Source organism: Pseudomonas sp. MD195_PC81_125 (assembly GCF_014060985.1).
Classification (GTDB): Bacteria; Pseudomonadota; Gammaproteobacteria; order Pseudomonadales; family Pseudomonadaceae; genus Aquipseudomonas; species Aquipseudomonas parakoreensis.
Genome location: NZ_JABULD010000190.1, coordinates 1 through 18,632, shown reverse-complemented (window position 1 = coordinate 18,632; position 18,632 = coordinate 1). Strand labels below are relative to the sequence as shown.

At 61.2% G+C, this 18,632-nt stretch carries 14 protein-coding genes and 2 pseudogenes; 10 read left to right on the top strand and 6 right to left on the bottom strand.

The window, feature by feature from the left end; genetic code table 11:
* Positions 1-264: 264 nt before the first annotated feature.
* Both HT737_RS08155 and cra read right to left on the bottom strand, forming a co-directional pair.
* The gene (locus HT737_RS08155) at positions 265-1,041 is read right to left on the bottom strand and encodes a TatD family hydrolase (RefSeq protein ID WP_182402149.1); all 777 of its coding nucleotides are present in this window, start codon (positions 1,039-1,041) and stop codon (positions 265-267) included.
* A gap of 3 nt (positions 1,042-1,044) precedes the next feature.
* Complete coding sequence (gene cra, locus HT737_RS08150; RefSeq protein ID WP_047291197.1) at positions 1,045-2,040, bottom strand: catabolite repressor/activator; 996 nt, start codon at positions 2,038-2,040, stop codon at positions 1,045-1,047.
* Between the two features lie 306 nt (positions 2,041-2,346).
* On the opposite strand from cra, the gene ptsP reads away from it, so the two are divergent.
* The 3 genes and pseudogenes from ptsP (at position 2,347) to HT737_RS08135 (ending at position 7,893) form a co-directional block, all read left to right on the top strand.
* Positions 2,347-5,208 carry a phosphoenolpyruvate--protein phosphotransferase gene (ptsP, locus tag HT737_RS08145; RefSeq protein ID WP_182402147.1) on the top strand — a complete coding sequence of 954 codons (2,862 nt, stop codon included), beginning with the start codon at positions 2,347-2,349 and terminating at the stop codon, positions 5,206-5,208.
* Positions 5,208-6,148 (top strand): annotated as a pseudogene (pfkB, locus tag HT737_RS08140) (1-phosphofructokinase). The gene ptsP and the pseudogene pfkB overlap by 1 nt, the downstream one beginning before the upstream one ends.
* Before the next feature lie 11 nt (positions 6,149-6,159).
* Positions 6,160-7,893: a PTS fructose-like transporter subunit IIB gene (locus HT737_RS08135; protein ID WP_047291203.1), complete on the top strand. Its 1,734-nt coding sequence runs from the start codon at positions 6,160-6,162 to the stop codon at positions 7,891-7,893.
* A gap of 85 nt (positions 7,894-7,978) precedes the next feature.
* Here HT737_RS08135 and HT737_RS08130 read toward each other — a convergent pair whose 3' ends face one another.
* A complete protein-coding gene (locus HT737_RS08130) occupies positions 7,979-8,449 on the bottom strand; it encodes a MaoC family dehydratase (RefSeq protein WP_003227420.1) in 471 nt (156 codons plus the stop codon).
* Positions 8,450-8,492: 43 nt separating this feature from the next.
* Positions 8,493-9,438: pseudogene (locus HT737_RS08125) on the bottom strand (lysophospholipase).
* Between the two features lie 242 nt (positions 9,439-9,680).
* On the opposite strand from HT737_RS08125, the gene fadD2 reads away from it, so the two are divergent.
* Together fadD2 and fadD1 are read left to right on the top strand one after the other, a co-directional pair.
* Positions 9,681-11,369 carry a long-chain-fatty-acid--CoA ligase FadD2 gene (fadD2, locus tag HT737_RS08120; RefSeq protein ID WP_047295963.1) on the top strand — a complete coding sequence of 563 codons (1,689 nt, stop codon included), beginning with the start codon at positions 9,681-9,683 and terminating at the stop codon, positions 11,367-11,369.
* 348 nt (positions 11,370-11,717) lie between these two features.
* Positions 11,718-13,415: a long-chain-fatty-acid--CoA ligase FadD1 gene (gene fadD1 / locus HT737_RS08115; RefSeq protein ID WP_182402145.1), complete on the top strand. Its 1,698-nt coding sequence runs from the start codon at positions 11,718-11,720 to the stop codon at positions 13,413-13,415.
* A gap of 171 nt (positions 13,416-13,586) precedes the next feature.
* Here fadD1 and HT737_RS08110 read toward each other — a convergent pair whose 3' ends face one another.
* Entirely contained in the window at positions 13,587-13,964 is a 378-nt protein-coding gene (locus tag HT737_RS08110; RefSeq protein WP_041068691.1) for a hypothetical protein, read from the bottom strand.
* Positions 13,965-14,160: 196 nt separating this feature from the next.
* On the opposite strand from HT737_RS08110, the gene HT737_RS08105 reads away from it, so the two are divergent.
* The 3 genes from HT737_RS08105 (at position 14,161) to def (ending at position 16,009) form a co-directional block, all read left to right on the top strand.
* Entirely contained in the window at positions 14,161-14,352 is a 192-nt protein-coding gene (locus HT737_RS08105) for a CsbD family protein (RefSeq protein ID WP_047295959.1), read from the top strand.
* A gap of 164 nt (positions 14,353-14,516) precedes the next feature.
* The gene (locus HT737_RS08100; RefSeq protein ID WP_047295957.1) at positions 14,517-15,467 is read left to right on the top strand and encodes a YihY/virulence factor BrkB family protein; all 951 of its coding nucleotides are present in this window, start codon (positions 14,517-14,519) and stop codon (positions 15,465-15,467) included.
* 2 nt (positions 15,468-15,469) lie between these two features.
* Positions 15,470-16,009, top strand: coding sequence for a peptide deformylase (gene def, locus HT737_RS08095; protein WP_047295954.1), 540 nt, complete (start codon positions 15,470-15,472; stop codon positions 16,007-16,009).
* An 82-nt stretch (positions 16,010-16,091) separates the two neighbouring features.
* On the opposite strand, the gene HT737_RS08090 is transcribed toward def, so the two are convergent.
* Complete coding sequence (locus HT737_RS08090; RefSeq protein ID WP_095668495.1) at positions 16,092-16,499, bottom strand: GNAT family N-acetyltransferase; 408 nt, start codon at positions 16,497-16,499, stop codon at positions 16,092-16,094.
* A gap of 324 nt (positions 16,500-16,823) precedes the next feature.
* Here HT737_RS08090 and HT737_RS08085 point away from each other — a divergent pair, with 324 nt between their 5' ends.
* The gene (locus tag HT737_RS08085) at positions 16,824-17,765 is read left to right on the top strand and encodes a fatty acid desaturase (protein ID WP_182402143.1); all 942 of its coding nucleotides are present in this window, start codon (positions 16,824-16,826) and stop codon (positions 17,763-17,765) included.
* A 42-nt stretch (positions 17,766-17,807) separates the two neighbouring features.
* Positions 17,808-18,599: a phosphate/phosphite/phosphonate ABC transporter substrate-binding protein gene (locus tag HT737_RS08080; RefSeq protein ID WP_182402141.1), complete on the top strand. Its 792-nt coding sequence runs from the start codon at positions 17,808-17,810 to the stop codon at positions 18,597-18,599.
* Positions 18,600-18,632: the final 33 nt, after the last annotated feature.

Sequence of the window (18,632 nt, the reverse complement as noted above, 5' to 3'; positions counted from 1 at the left end):
CTGGTGGCGCTGGTCATGGAGTGGATCGGCCTGCTCAGCGTAACTGAACAGTTGAATGCGTCACTGATCGTGCTTTTCGCGTACTTCGCGCTACTGCGTTTTTTTCACCACCGTCAGCACATGACCCTGATCCTCGACGCAGCCAGAGCGTATGCAAACCGACTGTAGGAGCTGCCGAGTGAAACGAGGCTGCGATCTTTTGATCTTGTTTTGAGGGCGAGGAGCAAAAGATCGCAGCGTGCCGCAGCTCCTGCAGAAGGCGTGTTACCAACCGAATACTTCGCAGCTGTTGGCGGTGCTGGCGACAGCCAGTTGTTCCGGGCTGATGTTCATCAACTCGGCGAGCGCCGCACAGATCGCCGGCAAGTGAGCGGGGCTGTTGCGCTGGCCGGGGAACATCGCCGGCGCCATATCCGGTGAGTCGGTTTCCAGCACGATCGACGCCAGCGGCAGATCCGCCAGCACCCGATGCATGCGCAACGCCTGCGGCCAGGTTGGCGCGCCGCCCAGACCCAGTTTGAACCCGAGTTTGATGTATTCGCGTGCCTCTTCGCGGCTGCCGGCGAAGGCGTGGATGATCCCGGCGCGTTTGAGCTTGAAGCGCTTGAGCGTGGCGATTACGGCTGCGTGGCTGCGGCGGACGTGGATCAGCGCCGGCAAATTGAAGTCTGCCGCCAGTTGCAGTTGCGCGTCGAACAGCGCTTGCTGGCGTTCGCGGTCGAGGGTTTCGATGAAATAATCCAGACCGATCTCGCCCACCGCACACAGTTGCCGATGGCCGCGCAGCCGCGTCAGCCAGTCGCCAAGTGCGCGCAGGTCTGCGGGTCGATGCTGATCGAGGTACACCGGATGCAGACCGAACGCTGCATACAAGTCGGCATCGCTCTGCACCAGATCCCACAGCCGTTGCCAATTGCCCTGATGAACCCCCAGCACCACCATCCGCCGCACGCCGAGAGCGCGGCTTGCGGCGAGCAACGCCGCGCGATCGGCGTCGAAGTCGGGGAAGTCGAGGTGGGTGTGGCTGTCGATCAGCTCCACGGCTCAGTCCCGGTGAATGCGCTGCTTGAAGGTCCGCGCGATGGCCTGCACGCCAGGCTTGTATTCGGCTTGCTCAACCGCAGCCAACGCCAGCTCCAGCGCCTTGTCGGCGATCAACTGGTGCTGCTGGGCCATGGCGTTGACCGGCAATGGCAGGAAGTCCAGCAACTGCGTGTCACCGAAGGTGCCCAGGCGCAGCGGACGGGATTTGAGCGGGAAGTCATGCAGCGCATCGAACACGCCCTGCAGCAGCACGTAGGAGGTGGTCACCAGTGCATCCGGCAAATGCCCCAGCCGTTGCAGGAGTTCTTCCATCAGTTGCTTGCCGCATTCGCGGCTGAAGGACTCGGCGTGCTCGATCAGCACTTCGCCTTTGAAGTCGAGCAGTGCCTGCTTGAAGCCGGCCGCACGCTCCTGACTGATGCTCAACTCAGGACGCGCGCCGAGCAGCACGATCTGCTTTGGCTGCGGGGCGAGCAGGCTCTGAGTCAGGTGCAGGCTGGCTTCGCGGTCGTCACTGATCACCGAGCAGAAGTGCTCGGGTTCCATGACCCGGTCGATGGCGATGATCGGCAGGCCCTTGGCCAGCAACTGGCGATAGCTGTCGTCACCGGTCGGCAGGCAACTGGCGACAATCAGCGCATCGCAGCGGCGCGCCTTGAACAGTTGCAGCAACTGGCGCTCGCTGTCCGGCGCGTCGTCGGAGCTGGCGATCAGCAACTGATAACCCCGCGCCCGTGCGCCTTGCTCGAGCAGCTTGGCGATCCGCGCATAACTGGGGTTTTCCAGATCCGGCAGAATAAAGCCCAACGTGCGCGTGTGCCGACTGCGCAACCCGGCCGCTTGTGGATTGGGGGTGAAGCCGTGCTGTTCGACGACCGCACGCACCCGCTCGACCGTGGCGTTGCTGATGCGTTGCTGTTCGGCCTTGCCGTTGATGACGTAGCTGGCGGTGGTCACGGACACTCCGGCCAACCGCGCGATATCACTGAGTTTCAACCCGGTATTTCCTTGTTTTTTCGAGCTTGCCGCGACATTTTCGCCAATCCTACCCGATTCAGGCAGACGACTATTGTCGCAGCGCATCCGACAAGTTGGACTTCAAGGATGAGACATTATCGAGTAACGTGCCGATCAATCTAGATTAAACGTTTCAGCAAGCGTATTTTCTACGTTTTAGACGCCTTTGGCCGGTTCTGCCGTGAAACCGCCAAAACGGCCGCTGAAAAGCAGGCTGACCAGCGCCTAAGCTGTGACCATTCAAAACAATATCCTGGCGCATCCATGTGCCAAAAAGGAGATCGCATGCTCGAGCTCACTATAGAGCAGATATCCATGGGCCAATCGGCTGTGGATAAACCCGCCGCCCTGCAACTACTCGCCAATCATCTGGTGGCCGATGGCCTGGTCGCCGATGGCTACCTCGCCGGCTTGCAGGCCCGGGAAGCCCAGGGCTCGACCTTTCTCGGCCAGGGTATCGCCATCCCCCACGGTACGCCCGAGACCCGCGATCAGGTGTTCGCCACTGGCGTGCGGCTGATGCAGTTTCCCGAGGGCGTGGATTGGGGCGATGGCCAGATCGTTTATCTGGCGATCGGCATCGCTGCCAAATCCGACGAACACCTGCGTCTGCTGCAACTGCTGACCCGCGCCCTCGGCGAGACCGATCTGGGCCAGGCCCTGCGTCGCGCGAGCTCGCCGGAAGCGCTGCTGAAACTGCTGCAAGGTGCGCCGCAGGAATTGGCGCTGGATGCGCAGATGATCGGCCTCGGCGTGTCGGCTGACGATTTCGAAGAACTGGTCTGGCGTGGCGCGCGTCTGCTGCGGCAGGCCGATTGTGTGAGCAACGGGTTTGCCGGTGTGTTGCAGCAAGTCGAAGCGCTGCCGCTGGGCGATGGCCTGTGGTGGCTGCACAGCGAGCAAACCGTGAAGCGTCCGGGCCTGGCGTTCGTCACTCCGGACAAACCGATGCGTTACCTCGGCCAGCCGCTCAGCGGTCTGTTCTGTCTGGCCAGTCTGGGTGAGGCGCATCAGGCGCTGCTCGAACGTCTGTGCGCGTTGTTGATTGAAGGTCGCGGCCATGAGCTGGGCCGTGCCACCAGCAGCCGCAAAGTCCTCGAAGTGCTCGGCGGCGAACTGCCCGCCGATTGGCCGAGCGCGCGTATTGCCCTGGCCAATGCCCACGGTCTGCATGCACGTCCGGCGAAGATCCTTGCGCAACTGGCGAAGAGTTTTGACGGTGAAATCCGTGTGCGCATCGTCGACAGCGCGGACAGCGCGGTGTCGGTGAAAAGCCTGAGCAAACTGCTGAGCCTCGGTGCGCGGCGTGGTCAGGTGCTGGAGTTGATCGCCGAGCCGAGCATCGCCGCCGATGCCTTGCCGGCGCTGCTGGCCGCTATCGAAGAAGGCCTCGGTGAAGAAGTCGAACCGCTGCCGGCCGTGAGCCAGCAACGCGAAGTCATCACCGATATTGCCGAGGTGCTGATCGCCCCGGCGTCCGGCGCGCAGTTGCAGGCGATCCCTGCCGCGCCGGGCATCGCCATTGGGCCTGCGCACATTCAGGTGCAGCAGGCTATCGATTACCCGTTGCGCGGCGAGTCCGCCGCGATCGAGCGCGAACGCCTCAAGCAAGCGCTGAGCGACGTGCGCCGTGACATTCAGGGCCTGATCGAACGCAGCAAGGCCAAGGCCATCCGCGAGATCTTTATCACTCACCAGGAAATGCTCGACGACCCGGAACTGACCGACGAAGTCGACACTCGCCTCAAGCAAGGCGAAAGCGCCGAAGCGGCGTGGATGGCGGTGATCGAAGCGGCAGCCAGGCAACAGGAATCGCTGCAGGACGCGTTGCTCGCCGAGCGGGCGGCGGACCTGCGGGACATCGGTCGCCGGGTGCTGGCGCAACTTTGCGGCGTACAAACGCCGAACGAGCCGGAGCAACCGTACATTCTGGTGATGGACGAAGTCGGTCCGTCGGACGTGGCGCGACTCGATCCGGCCCGCGTGGCCGGGATTCTCACCGCGCGTGGTGGCGCCACGGCGCACAGTGCAATCGTCGCCCGTGCATTGGGGATTCCGGCGCTGGTCGGTGCGGGCGCAGCAGTGTTATTGCTGGAACCCGGCACGCCGCTGCTGCTCGACGGCCAGCGCGGTCGCCTGCACGTCGACGCCGATGCTGCGACCCTGCAACGTGCCGCCGAGGAACGCGACACCCGTGAGCAGCGCCTCAAGGCTGCCGCCGAACAACGTCATCAACCGGCGCACACCAGCGACGGTCACGCCGTGGAAGTGTTCGCCAACATCGGTGAAAGCGCCGGCGTCACTGCTGCGGTCGAGCAGGGCGCGGAAGGCATCGGGCTGCTGCGCACCGAACTGATTTTCATGGCCCACCCGCAGGCGCCGGACGAAGCCACTCAAGAGGCTGAATATCGCCGCGTTCTCGATGGCCTCGCCGGTCGGCCGCTGGTGGTGCGCACCCTTGATGTCGGTGGCGACAAACCGCTGCCGTATTGGCCGATCGCCAAGGAAGAAAACCCCTTCCTCGGCGTGCGCGGCATTCGCCTGACCTTGCAGCGTCCGCAGGTCATGGAAGCGCAGTTGCGCGCCTTGCTGCGTTCGGCGGACAACCGGCCGTTGCGGATCATGTTCCCAATGGTCGGCAGCGTTGAAGAGTGGCGTCAGGCCCGCGACATGACCGAACGCCTGCGCCTGGAAATCCCGGTCGCGGACTTGCAACTGGGGATCATGATCGAGGTGCCGTCCGCTGCGTTGCTGGCGCCGGTGCTGGCCAAGGAAGTCGACTTTTTCAGCGTCGGCACCAACGACCTCACGCAATACACCCTGGCCATCGACCGTGGTCATCCGACGCTTTCGGCCCAGGCTGACGGCCTGCACCCGGCGGTGCTGCAACTGATCGACATCACCGTGCGCGCCGCGCATGCCCATGGCAAATGGGTCGGTGTCTGCGGCGAGCTGGCGGCGGATCCGCTGGCGGTGCCGGTGCTGGTCGGCCTCGGTGTCGATGAGCTGAGCGTGTCCGGGCGCAGCATCGCCGAGGTCAAGGCGCGCATCCGCGAACTCAGCCTGACCCAGGCGCAAACCCTTGCTCAACAAGCCCTCATCGTGGGCAGCGCGAACGAAGTGCGTGCATTAGTGGAGGCCCTGTAATGGCCAAGATTCTCACCCTGACCCTCAACCCGGCGCTGGACCTCACGGTCGAGCTGCCCCGCCTGGAGGCCGGTCAGGTCAACCGCAGCGACGAGATGCACACCCACGCCGCCGGCAAAGGCGTGAACGTCGCCCAGGTGCTGGCGGATCTCGGGCATCAACTGACGGTCAGCGGCTTTCTCGGCGAAGACAATCTGCAGGCCTTCGAAACCCTGTTTGCCAAGCGCGGTTTTGTCGACGCTTCATCCGCGTGCCGGGGGAGACGCGCAGCAACATCAAGGTCGCCGAGCACGACGGGCGCATCACCGACATCAACGGTCCGGGGCCAGTGGTCGACGCGGCGGCGCAGCAAGCGTTGCTTGAGCGTCTGCTGCAGATCGCTCCGGGGCATGACGCGGTGGTGGTCGCCGGCAGTCTGCCGCGTGGCGTCAGTGCGCAGTGGTTGCGCGAGTTGATCGAACGCCTGAACGGCCTCGGCCTGAAAGTCGCCCTTGACAGCAGTGGTGAAGCCTTGCGCGCCGCTATTGAAGCGCGCCCGTGGCTGATCAAACCGAACACTGAAGAACTGGCCGATGCGCTCGATTGCGATGTGGTTTCGCACGCGGCCGAAGCCCAGGCAGCGGCGTGCCTGCATGCCAAAGGCATCGAGCACGTGGTGATCTCCCACGGTGCCGACGGCGTGAACTGGTTCAGTGTCGGCTCGGCGCTGCATGCCACGCCGCCGAAGGTTACGGTCGCCAGCACGGTAGGGGCCGGCGATTCGCTGCTGGCCGGCATGCTCCACGGTCTGCTCAGTGCCGACACGCCCGAGCAGACCCTGCGTACGGCCACGGCGATTGCCGCGATGGCGGTGACGCAAATCGGCTTCGGCATCAACGACGCGGCGCAACTGGCGCGGCTCGAACAGGGCGTGCGCGTGCGTCCCCTGACAGAACAATAAGAGGGTTTGTCATGAAATTAGCCATTGTCACGGCCTGCCCGAACGGCATGGTCACCAGTGTGCTGTGCGCCCGTCTGCTCGACGCGGCGGCCCAGCGTCAGGGCTGGAGCACCAGCGTTGAAGTGGTCGATGCGGCGCATCCGGAACGTGAGTTGTCGGCCGCCACCATTGAGGCGGCGGAGTGGGTGTTGCTGGTCGCCACCGGTGACATCGACATGACGCGTTTTGTCGGCAAGCGCGTGTTCCGCATCGCCCCGGCGCAAGCGCTGCAAGATGTCGAAGCGGTGCTGCGTCGCGGTGCGCAAGAGGCTGAAGTTTATGTCGCCAGCGAAGCCGCCCCGCTTACCGCTGCGCCACGTGCGCCGCGCATCGTCGCCATCACCGCCTGCCCGACCGGTGTTGCCCACACTTTCATGGCGGCCGAGGCGTTGCAGCAGACGGCCAAGCGTCTGGGCTATGAACTGCACGTCGAAACCCAGGGTTCGGTCGGCGCGAAAACCCCGCTCAGCGCGACGGCGATTGCCGAGGCTGATGTGGTGTTGCTGGCGGCGGACATCGAAGTCGCCACCGAGCGTTTTGCCGGCAAGAAAATCTACCGCTGCGGCACCGGCATTGCCTTGAAGCAATCCGAAGCCACACTGAAAAAAGCCCTCGCCGACGCTCAGGTTGAAAGCGCTGCGAGCGACGGCAAGGCGCCAACCAAACAAGAGAAAACCGGCGTTTACAAACACCTGCTGACCGGTGTCTCGTTCATGCTGCCGATGGTGGTGGCCGGTGGTCTGATGATCGCGCTGTCGTTCGTCTTCGGCATCACCGCGTTCAAGGAAGAAGGCACGCTGGCGGCGGCACTGATGCAGATCGGCGGCGAGACCGCGTTCAAGCTGATGGTGCCGCTGCTCGCCGGTTACATCGCCTACTCGATCGCCGACCGTCCGGGCCTGGCACCGGGGATGATTGGTGGCTTGCTCGCCAGCACGTTGGGCGCCGGGTTTATCGGCGGGATCGTCGCCGGTTTCATCGCTGGTTATGCTGCCAAGGCCATCAGTCGTTATGTGGCGTTGCCGCAGAGTCTGGAAGCGCTGAAACCGATTCTGATCATCCCGTTGTTCGCCAGCCTGTTCACCGGTCTGGTGATGATCTACGTGGTGGGTAAACCGGTCGCCGGGATGCTCGCGGCGCTGACGCATTTCCTCGACAGTATGGGCACCACCAACGCGATCCTGCTCGGGGTATTGCTCGGCGGCATGATGTGCGTCGACCTCGGCGGACCGATCAACAAAGCCGCGTATGCCTTCTCGGTGGGGCTGCTGGCTTCGCAGAGTTATGCGCCGATGGCCGCGACCATGGCCGCCGGCATGGTGCCGCCCATCGGGCTGGGCATCGCTACCTTCATCGCCCGCCGCAAGTTCGCCCAGACCGAGCGCGAGGCCGGTAAAGCGGCGCTGGTGCTGGGGCTGTGCTTTATCTCTGAAGGGGCAATTCCGTTTGCCGCCAAAGACCCGCTGCGGGTGATTCCGGCGAGCATCGCCGGCGGTGCTTTGACCGGCGCGTTGTCAATGTACTTCGGCTGCAAACTGATGGCGCCGCATGGTGGCTTGTTTGTGCTGGCGATCCCCAATGCGATCAATCATGCGTTGTTGTATCTGCTGGCGATTGTTGCGGGGAGTTTGTTGACGGCTGTTGTCTATGCGACGGTCAAGCGTCCGGAAGCCGTTGAGTTGGCGCTGGAACCGGTAAAAGCTTAAGGGCAAAAGATCGCAGCCTTCGGGCAGCTCCTACAGGGGGATCGCATTCCAGGGCAGGAGCTGCCGAAGGCTGCGATCTTTTCCATCAGCCGATGCTGATCGCCGGCAACGTCGGCAGGGTCACGGTCTGTTGCTTGCGCGGCGCGAGAATCTCGGCCTCGCCATCCACCACCAGCTCATCGCGCTGATTGAACACGCGAGTGGCGATGCGCACGCGAAACTTCGGTAACTTCTCGAGAATTTCCAGACGCACGGTCAGGGTGTCGCCAATCTTCACCGGCTTCTGAAAGCTCATCTGCTGACCGATGTAGATGGTGCCCGGCCCAGGCAGCTCGCACGCCACGGCCGCGCTGATCAACGCACCACTGAACATGCCATGGGCGATGCGTTCCTTGAACATGCTGGCGGCGGCGAACTCGGCGTCCAGGTGCACCGGGTTGTGGTCGCCGGACATTGCGGCGAACAGCTGAATGTCGCGTTCTTCCACCGTCTTGCTGTAGCTGGCGGTCTGGCCGACTTCGAGGGCTTCGTAAGGGATGTTGGTAACCTGGGTCATCGGTCTTGATTCCTGTGACGGATTAAAGTGAATCCACAAAAAATTATTCGCTGCGATGAGGGCGGCGATGGCTCAGCGCCTGGTCGATCCAGGTCAGCACATCGGCGATCACTTCGTCGCGATTGGTTTCATTGAACAATTCGTGCCGCGCCTGCGGGTAGATCTTCAGTTGCAGGTTCTGGCTGCCGGCCGAGCGCAACGCTTCGGTCAGATCTGTCAGACGCTTGCCTTCGCTCACCGGATCACATTCACCGCCGATCACCAGCAGCGGCAGGCCCGGGTCGATCTGCGCGAGATTGGACGCTTTGCTGATCTGCTGCAAGCCGCCGAGCAAGTCGATCCACAGTTGGTTGGTGCAGCGAAAGCCGCAAAGCGGGTCGCTGGCATAGTGATCGACCTCCACCGGATCGCGGCTCAGCCAGTCGAACGGGGTACGCGCCGGTTTGAATTTTTTTGTTGAACGAGCCGAACGACAACCACTCGATCAACGCACTGCGGCCCTTGCCGCCCTGACGCAGTTTTTCGAAACGGGCGATTTGCCGCGCCGCGCCGTAAAGCGCGACAGGCTGAAAGTTCGAACCGCTGAGAATCGCCCCGTGCAGGCTGGCGCTGTGATGCAGCAGGTAGCCCTGAGCGAGGTAGCTGCCCATGCTGTGCCCGAGCAGGATGATCGGTACCTCGGGATGCTGCTGGCCGATGTGCTGATTGAGGCTGGCCAGATCGCCGATCACCTTGCACCAGCCGTCGTCATCGGCGAAATGCCCGAGCGTCCCGTGTTCGGCGGTTTTGCCATGCCCGCGCAAATCCGGGGCGTACACACCGTAGCCTTGTTCGCAGAATGCATTCGCCAGCCTTTCGTAGCGAGCGCTGTGTTCGGCCATGCCGTGGGCCAGCAGAATGACTGCTTTCAATGGCGCGGCGGGCAGCCACTGGTTGACGAACAGGCGGCTGCGGTCACTCGCGTCCAGCCAGAAGGCACGGTGGATCATGGCAATTCCTTTTTGATCGAGCGGTTACGGCCCGCAGTCGTTGCATTGTATAGCGCGTCCGATCAGCTCACGCCACGGCAGGAAGATTCATACGATCAATGTCGCCATTGCCCTTATTTGCCTCAATGGCCATAACTGCTAGTGTCCGTGAAGCTCCGCTTTTTGCTTTGTGCCCTCAGGGATAAGCGCGAAACCACAGAAAAGCGGCTCCCGGATCGATTCAGGTAAAGAGGACAAGAACAATGCAACCTGATTTCTGGAATGACAAACGCCCCGCCGGCGTACCCCTGGACATCGACATGGGCGAGTTCAAGTCGGTGATCGAGGTGTTTGAGCGTTCCTGCAAGAAATTCGCGGACCGTCCGGCCTTCAGCAATATGGGCGTGACCCTGACCTACGCGGAACTCGAGCGCTACAGCGCGGCGTTCGCCGGTTACCTGCAAGCCCACACCGATCTGGCGCCGGGGGATCGCATCGCGGTGCAGATGCCCAATGTGCTGCAATATCCGATTGCCGTGTTCGGCGCCTTGCGCGCCGGGCTGATTGTGGTCAACACCAACCCGCTGTACACCGCGCGCGAGATGCGCCACCAGTTCAAGGACTCCGGTGCCCGGGCGCTGGTGTACCTGAACATGTTCGGGCAGAAGGTCCAGGAAGTGCTGCCGGACACCGACCTGCAGTACCTGATCGAAGCGAAAATGGGCGATCTGATGCCCACCGCCAAGGGCTGGCTGATCAACACCGTGGTCAGCAAAGTGAAGAAAATGGTCCCGGACTATTCGCTGCCGCAGGCCATCTCGTTCAAGAGTGCGCTGCGCCTGGGCCGTGGTTTGGGGATCAAACCGCTGAAAGTCAGCCTCGACGACATCGCCGTGTTGCAATACACCGGTGGCACCACCGGGCTGGCCAAGGGCGCGATGCTGACCCACGGCAACCTCGTGGCGAACATGCAACAAGTGCGTGCCTGTCTCGCCCAGTTGGGGCCTGACGGTCAGCCACTGCTGCGCGAAGGTCAGGAGGTGATGGTGGCGCCGCTGCCGCTCTATCACATCTATGCTTTCACCGCGAACTGCATGTGCATGATGGTTTCCGGCAACCACAACGTGCTGATCACCAATCCGCGAGACATCGCAGGCTTCATCAAGGAACTGAAGAACTGGCGCTTCTCGGCGCTGCTCGGGCTGAACACGTTGTTCGTCGCGCTGATGGATCACCCGGACTTCAAGACCCTGGATTTCTCCAGTCTCAAGCTGACCAACTCAGGCGGTACCGCGCTGGTCAAGGCCACCGCCGAGCGTTGGGAGCAGATCACCGGTTGCCGCATTACTGAAGGTTACGGTCTGACCGAAACCTCGCCGGTGGCCTGCACCAACCCGTATGGCGAAAAGTCGCGCCTGGGCACGGTCGGCCTGCCGGTGCCGGGTACGCTGCTGAAAGTCATCGATGACGAGGGCGTCGAGCAGCCGATGGGCGAGCGTGGCGAGCTGTGTATCAAAGGCCCGCAGATCATGAAAGGCTACTGGCATAAACCCGAGGCCACCGCCGAAGTGCTGGACGCCGAGGGCTGGTTCAAGTCCGGTGATATTGCGGTGATCGACCCGGACGGCTTCGTGCGCATCGTCGACCGCAAGAAGGACATGATCATCGTCTCGGGTTTCAACGTGTACCCCAACGAGATCGAGGACGTGGTGATGGCTCACCCGAAAGTCGCCAACTGCGCGGTGATCGGTGTGCCGGATGAGCGTTCGGGCGAGGCAGTAAAGCTGTTCGTGGTGGCGCGGGAAACCGGGGTCAGCCTCGAAGAGCTCAAGGCGTACTGCAAGGAGAATTTCACGGCCTACAAGGTGCCGAAACACATCGTACTGCGTGAGTCGTTGCCGATGACGCCGGTCGGGAAGATTTTGCGGCGGGAGTTGCGCGATATCGCTTAAAGGGCAGAAACGAAAAGATCGCAGCCTTCGGCAGCTCCTACAGGGAATGAATTCCAATGCAGGAGCTGCCGAAGGCTGCGATTTTTTGCTTTAAAGGCCCGGAAAACCGGGGCTTTCAGGGTGATATAGGATTTTTGCTCTAAAATGACTGTTAGAAAGTCTTGAGTCATTAAAGTGACCATGGAGGCCGCTTTTGGCTCTAGTCGGCCCTTGGCAAAGCTGCTACTCTCGGCGCGCTTTGTGACTTCTCGGCCTGTAGAAAAGCCAGATTCACCAATACAAAACACACACCAATAATAATCGCATCAAATGCGGTGAAGAATTCGCGTTGCTGAGGAGTGGGCTTCCATGATCGAAGACTTTTGGAAGGATAAATACCCGGCTGGAATTGCTGCCGACATCAATCCAGACGAGTACCCGAATATTCAGGCAGTGTTGAAGCAGTCCTGCCAACGCTTCGCCAACAAACCGGCTTTCAGCAACCTGGGCAAGACAATCACCTACGGTGAACTGTACGAATTGTCCGGTGCGTTTGCCGCGTATCTGCAACAGCATACCGACTTGCAGCCCGGTGATCGAATTGCCGTGCAACTGCCCAACGTTCTGCAGTACCCGGTCGCCGTCTTCGGTGCGATCCGCGCCGGGCTGATCGTGGTCAACACCAACCCGCTGTACACCGCGCGGGAAATGGAACACCAATTCAACGACTCCGGCGCCAAGGCCCTGGTGTGTCTGGCCAACATGGCGCACCTGGCGGAAGCCGTGGTGCCGAAAACCGGGGTCAAACACGTCATCGTCACTGAAGTCGCCGACCTGCTGCCGCCGGTCAAGCGCCTGCTGATCAACAGCGTGATCAAGTACGTGAAAAAGATGGTACCGGCCTATCACCTGCCTAAAGCCGTCAAGTTCAATGACGTGCTGAGCAAGGGCCAGGGCCAGCCCGTGACCGAAGCCAACCCGCACAGCAGCGATGTCGCGGTGTTGCAGTACACCGGCGGCACCACCGGCGTGGCCAAGGGCGCGATGCTCACCCATCGCAACCTCGTCGCCAACATGCTGCAGTGCAAGGCGCTGATGGGCTCCAACCTCAACGAAGGCTGCGAGATCCTGATCACCCCGTTGCCGCTGTACCACATCTATGCGTTCACCTTTCATTGCATGGCGATGATGCTGATCGGCAACCACAACATCCTGATCAGCAACCCGCGCGACCTGCCGGCGATGGTCAAGGAACTGTCGAAGTGGAAGTTCAGCGGTTTCGTCGGCCTGAACACGCTGTTCGTGGCGCTGTGCAACAACGAAGGTTTCCGCAAGCTGGATTTCTCCAACCTGAAAGTCACCCTGTCCGGCGGTATGGCCCTGCAACTGGCCGCGGCCGAGCGTTGGAAAGCCGTGACCGGCTGCTCGATCTGCGAAGGTTACGGCATGACCGAAACCAGCCCGGTGGCCGCGGTCAACCCGATCCAGAACATCCAGATCGGCACCATCGGCATTCCGGTGCCGTCGACCCTGTGCAAAGTCATCGACGATGCCGGTGTCGAGCAGCCAATGGGCGAAATCGGCGAGCTGTGCGTCAAGGGCCCGCAAGTGATGAAGGGCTACTGGCAGCGTCAGGAAGCCACCGACGAAATCCTCGACAGCGAAGGCTGGCTGAAGACCGGTGACATCGCGCTGATCCAGCCCGATGGCTACATGCGCATTGTCGATCGCAAGAAAGACATGATCCTGGTGTCCGGTTTCAACGTTTACCCGAACGAACTGGAAGACGTGCTGGCAACCTTGCCGGGCGTGTTGCAGTGCGCGGCCATCGGCGTGCCGGACGAGAAATCGGGTGAGGCGATCAAGATCTTCATCGTGGCCAAACCGGGCGTGACCCTGACCAAGGAAACCGTGATGGAACACATGCGCGCCAACGTCACCGGTTACAAGGTGCCGCGTTCGGTGGAATTCCGCGATGCACTGCCGACCACCAACGTCGGCAAGATCCTGCGCCGCGAGCTGCGTGACGAAGAGCTGAAGAAGATCAAGGCGAAGAACGCCGCCTAAAACAGAAAGCCCCGCAAATGCGGGGCTTTTTATTGGGTGACGAGATCCTGTGGTGAGGGGATTCATCCCCCGATCGGCAGCGTAGCTGCCGCCAGTTGCTTGAGCGCAAGGATCTGGGGGGCGCTTCGCACCCCATCGGGGATAAATCCCCTCGCTACAGGGGCATCGCGGTTACTGCCGAAACGGCGCGAAATTCACGTTGGTGCCCGCCGGACGCATGTCCTGCAGGTACGAATCCTTGTCTGCACTCAACTCCAGGCTCAACGCCGCCTTGCGTTTGCCTTCGTTGCGAATCACCAGGCCTTCGAGCTTTTCCCGCAGAAACACGGTTGGCACTTTCAGGTGCAGCAGTTCGTCGGTGGCCGGGGTGTGCATCAGCAGGTGAATCCACTCGTACTGGCCGACGGCCAGACGCGATACCGGCAGGTCGAACCACCAGATGTTGCGGTTGCGGTTCAGTTCGGCGAAGTGGCAGTTGTTGGTGCCGAGCACAGCGCCGCCCAGTTCCTGGTTGCGACGGGCAATGGCCTGCTTTTTATCGAGTTTCATAACATTCCTGCGGGGTCTGATCGTTGGCGCAGCGCGCCCATAGCTGCGCATTCTCGGGGCTTGGGGGGCAAACATAAAGCCCAACCTGCATTGCACGACGAAATGAAGGGCAAAAATAAATGAAACTCGTGGCAAACCCGGCCAGTCAATCATTACGTACTGACTTTTCCCCTTCAATGCACCAAGGAGAAACACCATGAGTAGCACTGGCGATAAAGTAAAAGGCATGGCCAACGAAGCTGTCGGCAACGTCAAGCAAGGTGTCGGTAAAGCCACCGACAACAGCAAGCTGCAAGCCGAAGGCAAGCTGCAAGAGAAAAAAGGCGAAGCCCAGCAAGCTGTCGGCAAAGCCAAAGACGCCATCAAGAAAGGTGTCGACAAGGCGTAATTCCCGCCTTGAACGAAACACACGAACGGCCATCCAAGGATGGCCGTTTTTGTGTCAAAACCCGACGGTCATCCACGAAGGTCGCCAAGTAGGCTACCGTGATGTAAAAAACGGCCCCTGAGTCGCCACGACTTCAACCTGTAATGCGGCGAAAGGAGACGCGAATGATTTTTCCGGACATGAAAGGTCTGCCCCTGCATCGAGTGATGGTGCGCACGGTCACTGAATTCGTCGACGACGAAATGTCGACTTACGCCTCGGCACTGGCCTACCAGATGCTGTTCTCGCTGTTCCCGTTCATTCTGTTTTTGATCGCCTTGATCGGTTTCCTGCACCTGCCGGACTTCTTCAGCTGGCTGCGTCTGCAGTCGGAACTGGTATTGCCGCCGCAGGCACTGGAACAGGTCAACCCGGTGATCGATCAGTTGCAGCAGTCCAAGGGCGGCTTGCTCTCGGTGGGTATCGTCATCGCCCTGTACACCGCGTCGGCCGGTGTGCGCCTGATGATGAGCGCGATGAATGCCGCGTATGACGTGGTCGAGGGACGGCCGATCTGGAAACGCTTTCCACTGTCGATTGTCTACACCGTGGGCATTGCCGGCATGCTGCTGGTCGCCGCCGCGCTGATGGTGCTCGGGCCGCAAGTGATGGGCTGGATTGCCGCGCAGGTAGGGCTGGAAGACTTCATCGTCACGGTCTGGACGATTGCGCGCTGGCCGGTGATCGTGATTCTGATGATGGTCGCGGTGGCGCTGATCTACTACGTGATGCCCGACGTCAAACAGGAATTCCGTTTCATCACCCCCGGCTCGGTGCTGGCCGTGGTGGTGTGGATCATCGCCTCGCTGGGCTTTGCGTTCTACGTCAAAACCTTCGCCAACTACAACGCGATGTATGGCAGCATCGGGGCGATCATCGTGCTCTTGCTGTATTTCTACATTTCCTCGGCGGTGCTGCTGCTCGGCGCGGAGATGAATGCGGTGATCGAACACATGTCCAGCGAGGGCAAGGACGCGGGCGAGAAAGTCCCCGGGGAACTCGATGTACATCCCAAACAACACGTCTCGGGCCTGGGGCGCGATCATTCGCTCAAGCCTGACACTGACGAAGCCTGATCATGATTCGTGAAATCCTCAAAATGGGCGACGAACGCCTGCTGCGCATCGCCCCGCCAGTGCCGCCGGAGATGTTCGACAGCCCCGAGCTGTGGCAACTGATCGATGACATGTTCCAGACCATGGAAAGCGTCGGCGGAGTTGGCCTGGCCGCGCCGCAGATCGGCGTCGATCTGCAATTGGTGATCTTCGGTTTCGAGCACAGCGAACGCTACCCGGACGCCGAAGCGGTGCCGCAGACAATCCTGATCAATCCGCTGATCACCCCGTTGAGTCCGCTGACCGAGGAGGGTTTCGAAGGCTGCCTGTCGGTGCCCGGCCTGCGTGGCGCGGTGGATCGTTATCAGCAGATCCGCTACGAGGGCTTCGATCCCAAGGGCGAGCCGATCGTGCGCGTGGCCTCGGGTTTTCATGCGCGGGTGGTGCAGCACGAATGCGATCACCTGATCGGCCGTCTGTATCCTTCGCGGATTACTGATTTCAGCAAGTTCGGCTTTACCGAAGTGATGTTCCCGGATCTTGATCCGAGCGCAGACGATTAAGCAAAAATCAAAAGATCGCAGCCTTCGGCAGCTCCTGCACCAATCCCTGTAGGAGCTGCCGCAGGCTGCGATCTTTTGATCTTCAGACAAGCCCCATCGCAATCATCGGCTTGCTCCGCGCATACCGGCTCAACCGTTCAGCCAATGCATAGGGCAGGGCAGGATCGAAGCTGAAGCCACGCCGCTCGTAAAACCCGCGCAAATCCGGATGGCAGAACAGCCATACCGGTTCCTGCACATCCTTCACCGCCGCCGCGATCAACTGCCCGGCAATCCCTTGCGCACGGCAATCCGGATCGACAAACAGCCCGGTCAACCAATACCCGCCCGCCACCGGCCGCAAGCACAACGCGGCGACGATGTCCTCGCGACGGGCCACCCACAGTTGCGCGTCGCGCACTGCTTTCATCGATGATTGGTGGCGGCGGTAAAACTTGTTCATCAACGGCCACAAAGGCTCGTCGAGCAGGCTGTACTGGGTATCGGACATGGGATCGGACTGACGGCGGGCAAAGCGCCGATTATAAAAGAACGCGCGACGCGCGATAGGTGTATACCTGAGCCTACATCCCTGTGAGTGGAGTACGCATCATGTCCAAAGGTATGGATTCAAAGAAAGCCGCGAAGAAGAAACCGGCCAAGACGGCGATTGAAAAGCGTGCAGAGAAAAAAGCCAAGAAGGTCGATATTTTCGGTCATTGATCACGTCCCTCGGGAGTCCGTCCTCCGGGCTCCCGCCTCAGCGCAAAAATAATCTGCAAGATTGCCCGGCTTCGTTGCACAGAAGGGGAAGATTCCCGTTCCGAGCCTCGCCATGCCGAATTACTTCGACGCCGACCATCGCCAGCAAATCGAAACCCTGCGCCAGCGCTTCACCGCCCGCACCGAATGGCCGACATGGCTGCTGCTGATCGGCGTGTATGGCGGCTGGTTCGCGATCATCCTCAACAGCGCATGGCTGGGGCGCGGCCTGAGCACATTGCTGCTGATTCCGCTGCTGGTGCTGTGGCTGTCAGTGCAGCATGAGTTGCTGCATGGGCATCCGACCCGCTCGGTGCTTTTCAATAAAATCCTCGGTTATGCACCCTTTGCGGTGTGGTACCCGTACACCTTGTACCGCGACAGCCATCTGTTGCATCACCGCGATGAGCACCTGACAGTGCCCGGTGTCGATCCGGAAAGCCGTTATCTGACGGCGGTGCGTTGGCAGGGCAGTTCCTTGTTCGAACGCGGCCTGCACTGGCTGAACAAAACCGTGCTCGGGCGGTTCGCGATTGGCGCGCCGCTGGCCTTGCTGGCATTGGCCGCGGAAGAACTGCAACGCCTGAGAAACCGCGAGCGGCAAGCCTGGCGAATGTGGCTGACCCACGGTGCGTTCACCGTGTTGATGCTGTGGTTGGTCGCGCGCTTCAGCGTGTTGCCGGTCTGGCATTACCTGTTGCTGATCAGCGTACCGGCGCTGTCGATTGCGATGATCCGCTCCTACTATGAACACCGCCCGCACGCACAGCCGGAGCAACGCACCGTGCTCAACGAGGCCGGCTGGCCGTGGCGCTGGCTGTTTCTGAATCTGAATTTTCATCTGGTGCATCACGATCTGCCGGGGCTGGCGTGGTACGACTTGCCCCAGGCTTACCGTATGCGCCGTGAGCAATGGGTCGCGCGTAGCGGCGGATTTCTGGTGCAGGGTTATGGGCAGTTGTGGTGGCGCCACGGGTTCAAGCCGATCGACAGTCCCGAGCATCCCTTTCACTGACCCCAGGACCACCACAGAAGTATTTGCAGGGAAATAATGTGTATGACCCAACATCACGTTGAACTGCTGATGTACACCGCCCCCGAGCCCATTCGTGCGGCCAGCGAGCGCTGGATTTCACGCATCCTCAAACACCTCGGCCACTCCCGCCTGAACGCCGCCAGCCTGTCGCTGCCCGAACTGTGGTTGTCGCCCGATCTGCTACTGACGCAAACCTGCGGCTACCCGTTGATGACCTTGCTGCGCGATCAGGTGCGCATCGTCGGTCGCCCGCGCTACGAATTGCCCGACGCCAGCGCCGGCAATCACTGCAGCCTGATTCTCAGCCGTGCAGACGATGCGCGCAAAACCCTGGCGGATTTTCGTGGCAGTCGCGGGGTGATCAACAGCGAAGACTCCAACAGTGGCATGAATCTATTGCGCCAGCGCCTGGCGCCGTTGCAGCGCGACGGGCAGTTCTTCGCCAAGGTCGGCATCAGTGGCGCGCACCGCGAGAGTCTGCGCTGGCTGCGTGAAGAACGCGCCGATTTGGCAGCCATCGACAGCGTGACCTATGCCTGCCTGGCGCAATACGCACCCGAGGAGGTCAACGGATTGCGGGTGGTGGCGCGCAGTGCGTTCAGTCCGACGTTGCCGTTTATCACCGCCGTATCGACTACGGATAGACAGATCGAGCACTTGCGCGAGGTGATGAATCAGACGCTGCTTGAGTTGCCGGATGTGGCGCAGGTCCTTGGATTGCCTGAGGTTCTGGCAGCCAGTGAAAGCGATTATCAGGTTGTACTCGACTATCAGCGTGAGGCTGAAGAGTTGGGCTATGGCCGCTTGCGTTGAAAGATCGCAGCCTTCGGCAGCTCCTACAGGTTG

Bases quoted from the DNA above. Each gene is read 5' to 3' on its own strand.
- ptsP (WP_182402147.1), top strand. From the start codon at position 2,347: ATGCTCGAGCTCACTATAGAGCAGATATCCATGGGCCAATCGGCTGTG.
- HT737_RS08135 (WP_047291203.1), top strand. From the start codon at position 6,160: ATGAAATTAGCCATTGTCACGGCCTGCCCGAACGGCATGGTCACCAGT.
- HT737_RS08130 (WP_003227420.1), bottom strand. From the start codon at position 8,449: ATGACCCAGGTTACCAACATCCCTTACGAAGCCCTCGAAGTCGGCCAG.
- fadD2 (WP_047295963.1), top strand. From the start codon at position 9,681: ATGCAACCTGATTTCTGGAATGACAAACGCCCCGCCGGCGTACCCCTG.
- fadD1 (WP_182402145.1), top strand. From the start codon at position 11,718: ATGATCGAAGACTTTTGGAAGGATAAATACCCGGCTGGAATTGCTGCC.
- HT737_RS08110 (WP_041068691.1), bottom strand. From the start codon at position 13,964: ATGAAACTCGATAAAAAGCAGGCCATTGCCCGTCGCAACCAGGAACTG.
- HT737_RS08105 (WP_047295959.1), top strand. From the start codon at position 14,161: ATGAGTAGCACTGGCGATAAAGTAAAAGGCATGGCCAACGAAGCTGTC.
- HT737_RS08100 (WP_047295957.1), top strand. From the start codon at position 14,517: ATGATTTTTCCGGACATGAAAGGTCTGCCCCTGCATCGAGTGATGGTG.
- def (WP_047295954.1), top strand. From the start codon at position 15,470: ATGATTCGTGAAATCCTCAAAATGGGCGACGAACGCCTGCTGCGCATC.
- HT737_RS08090 (WP_095668495.1), bottom strand. From the start codon at position 16,499: ATGTCCGATACCCAGTACAGCCTGCTCGACGAGCCTTTGTGGCCGTTG.
- HT737_RS08085 (WP_182402143.1), top strand. From the start codon at position 16,824: ATGCCGAATTACTTCGACGCCGACCATCGCCAGCAAATCGAAACCCTG.
- HT737_RS08080 (WP_182402141.1), top strand. From the start codon at position 17,808: ATGACCCAACATCACGTTGAACTGCTGATGTACACCGCCCCCGAGCCC.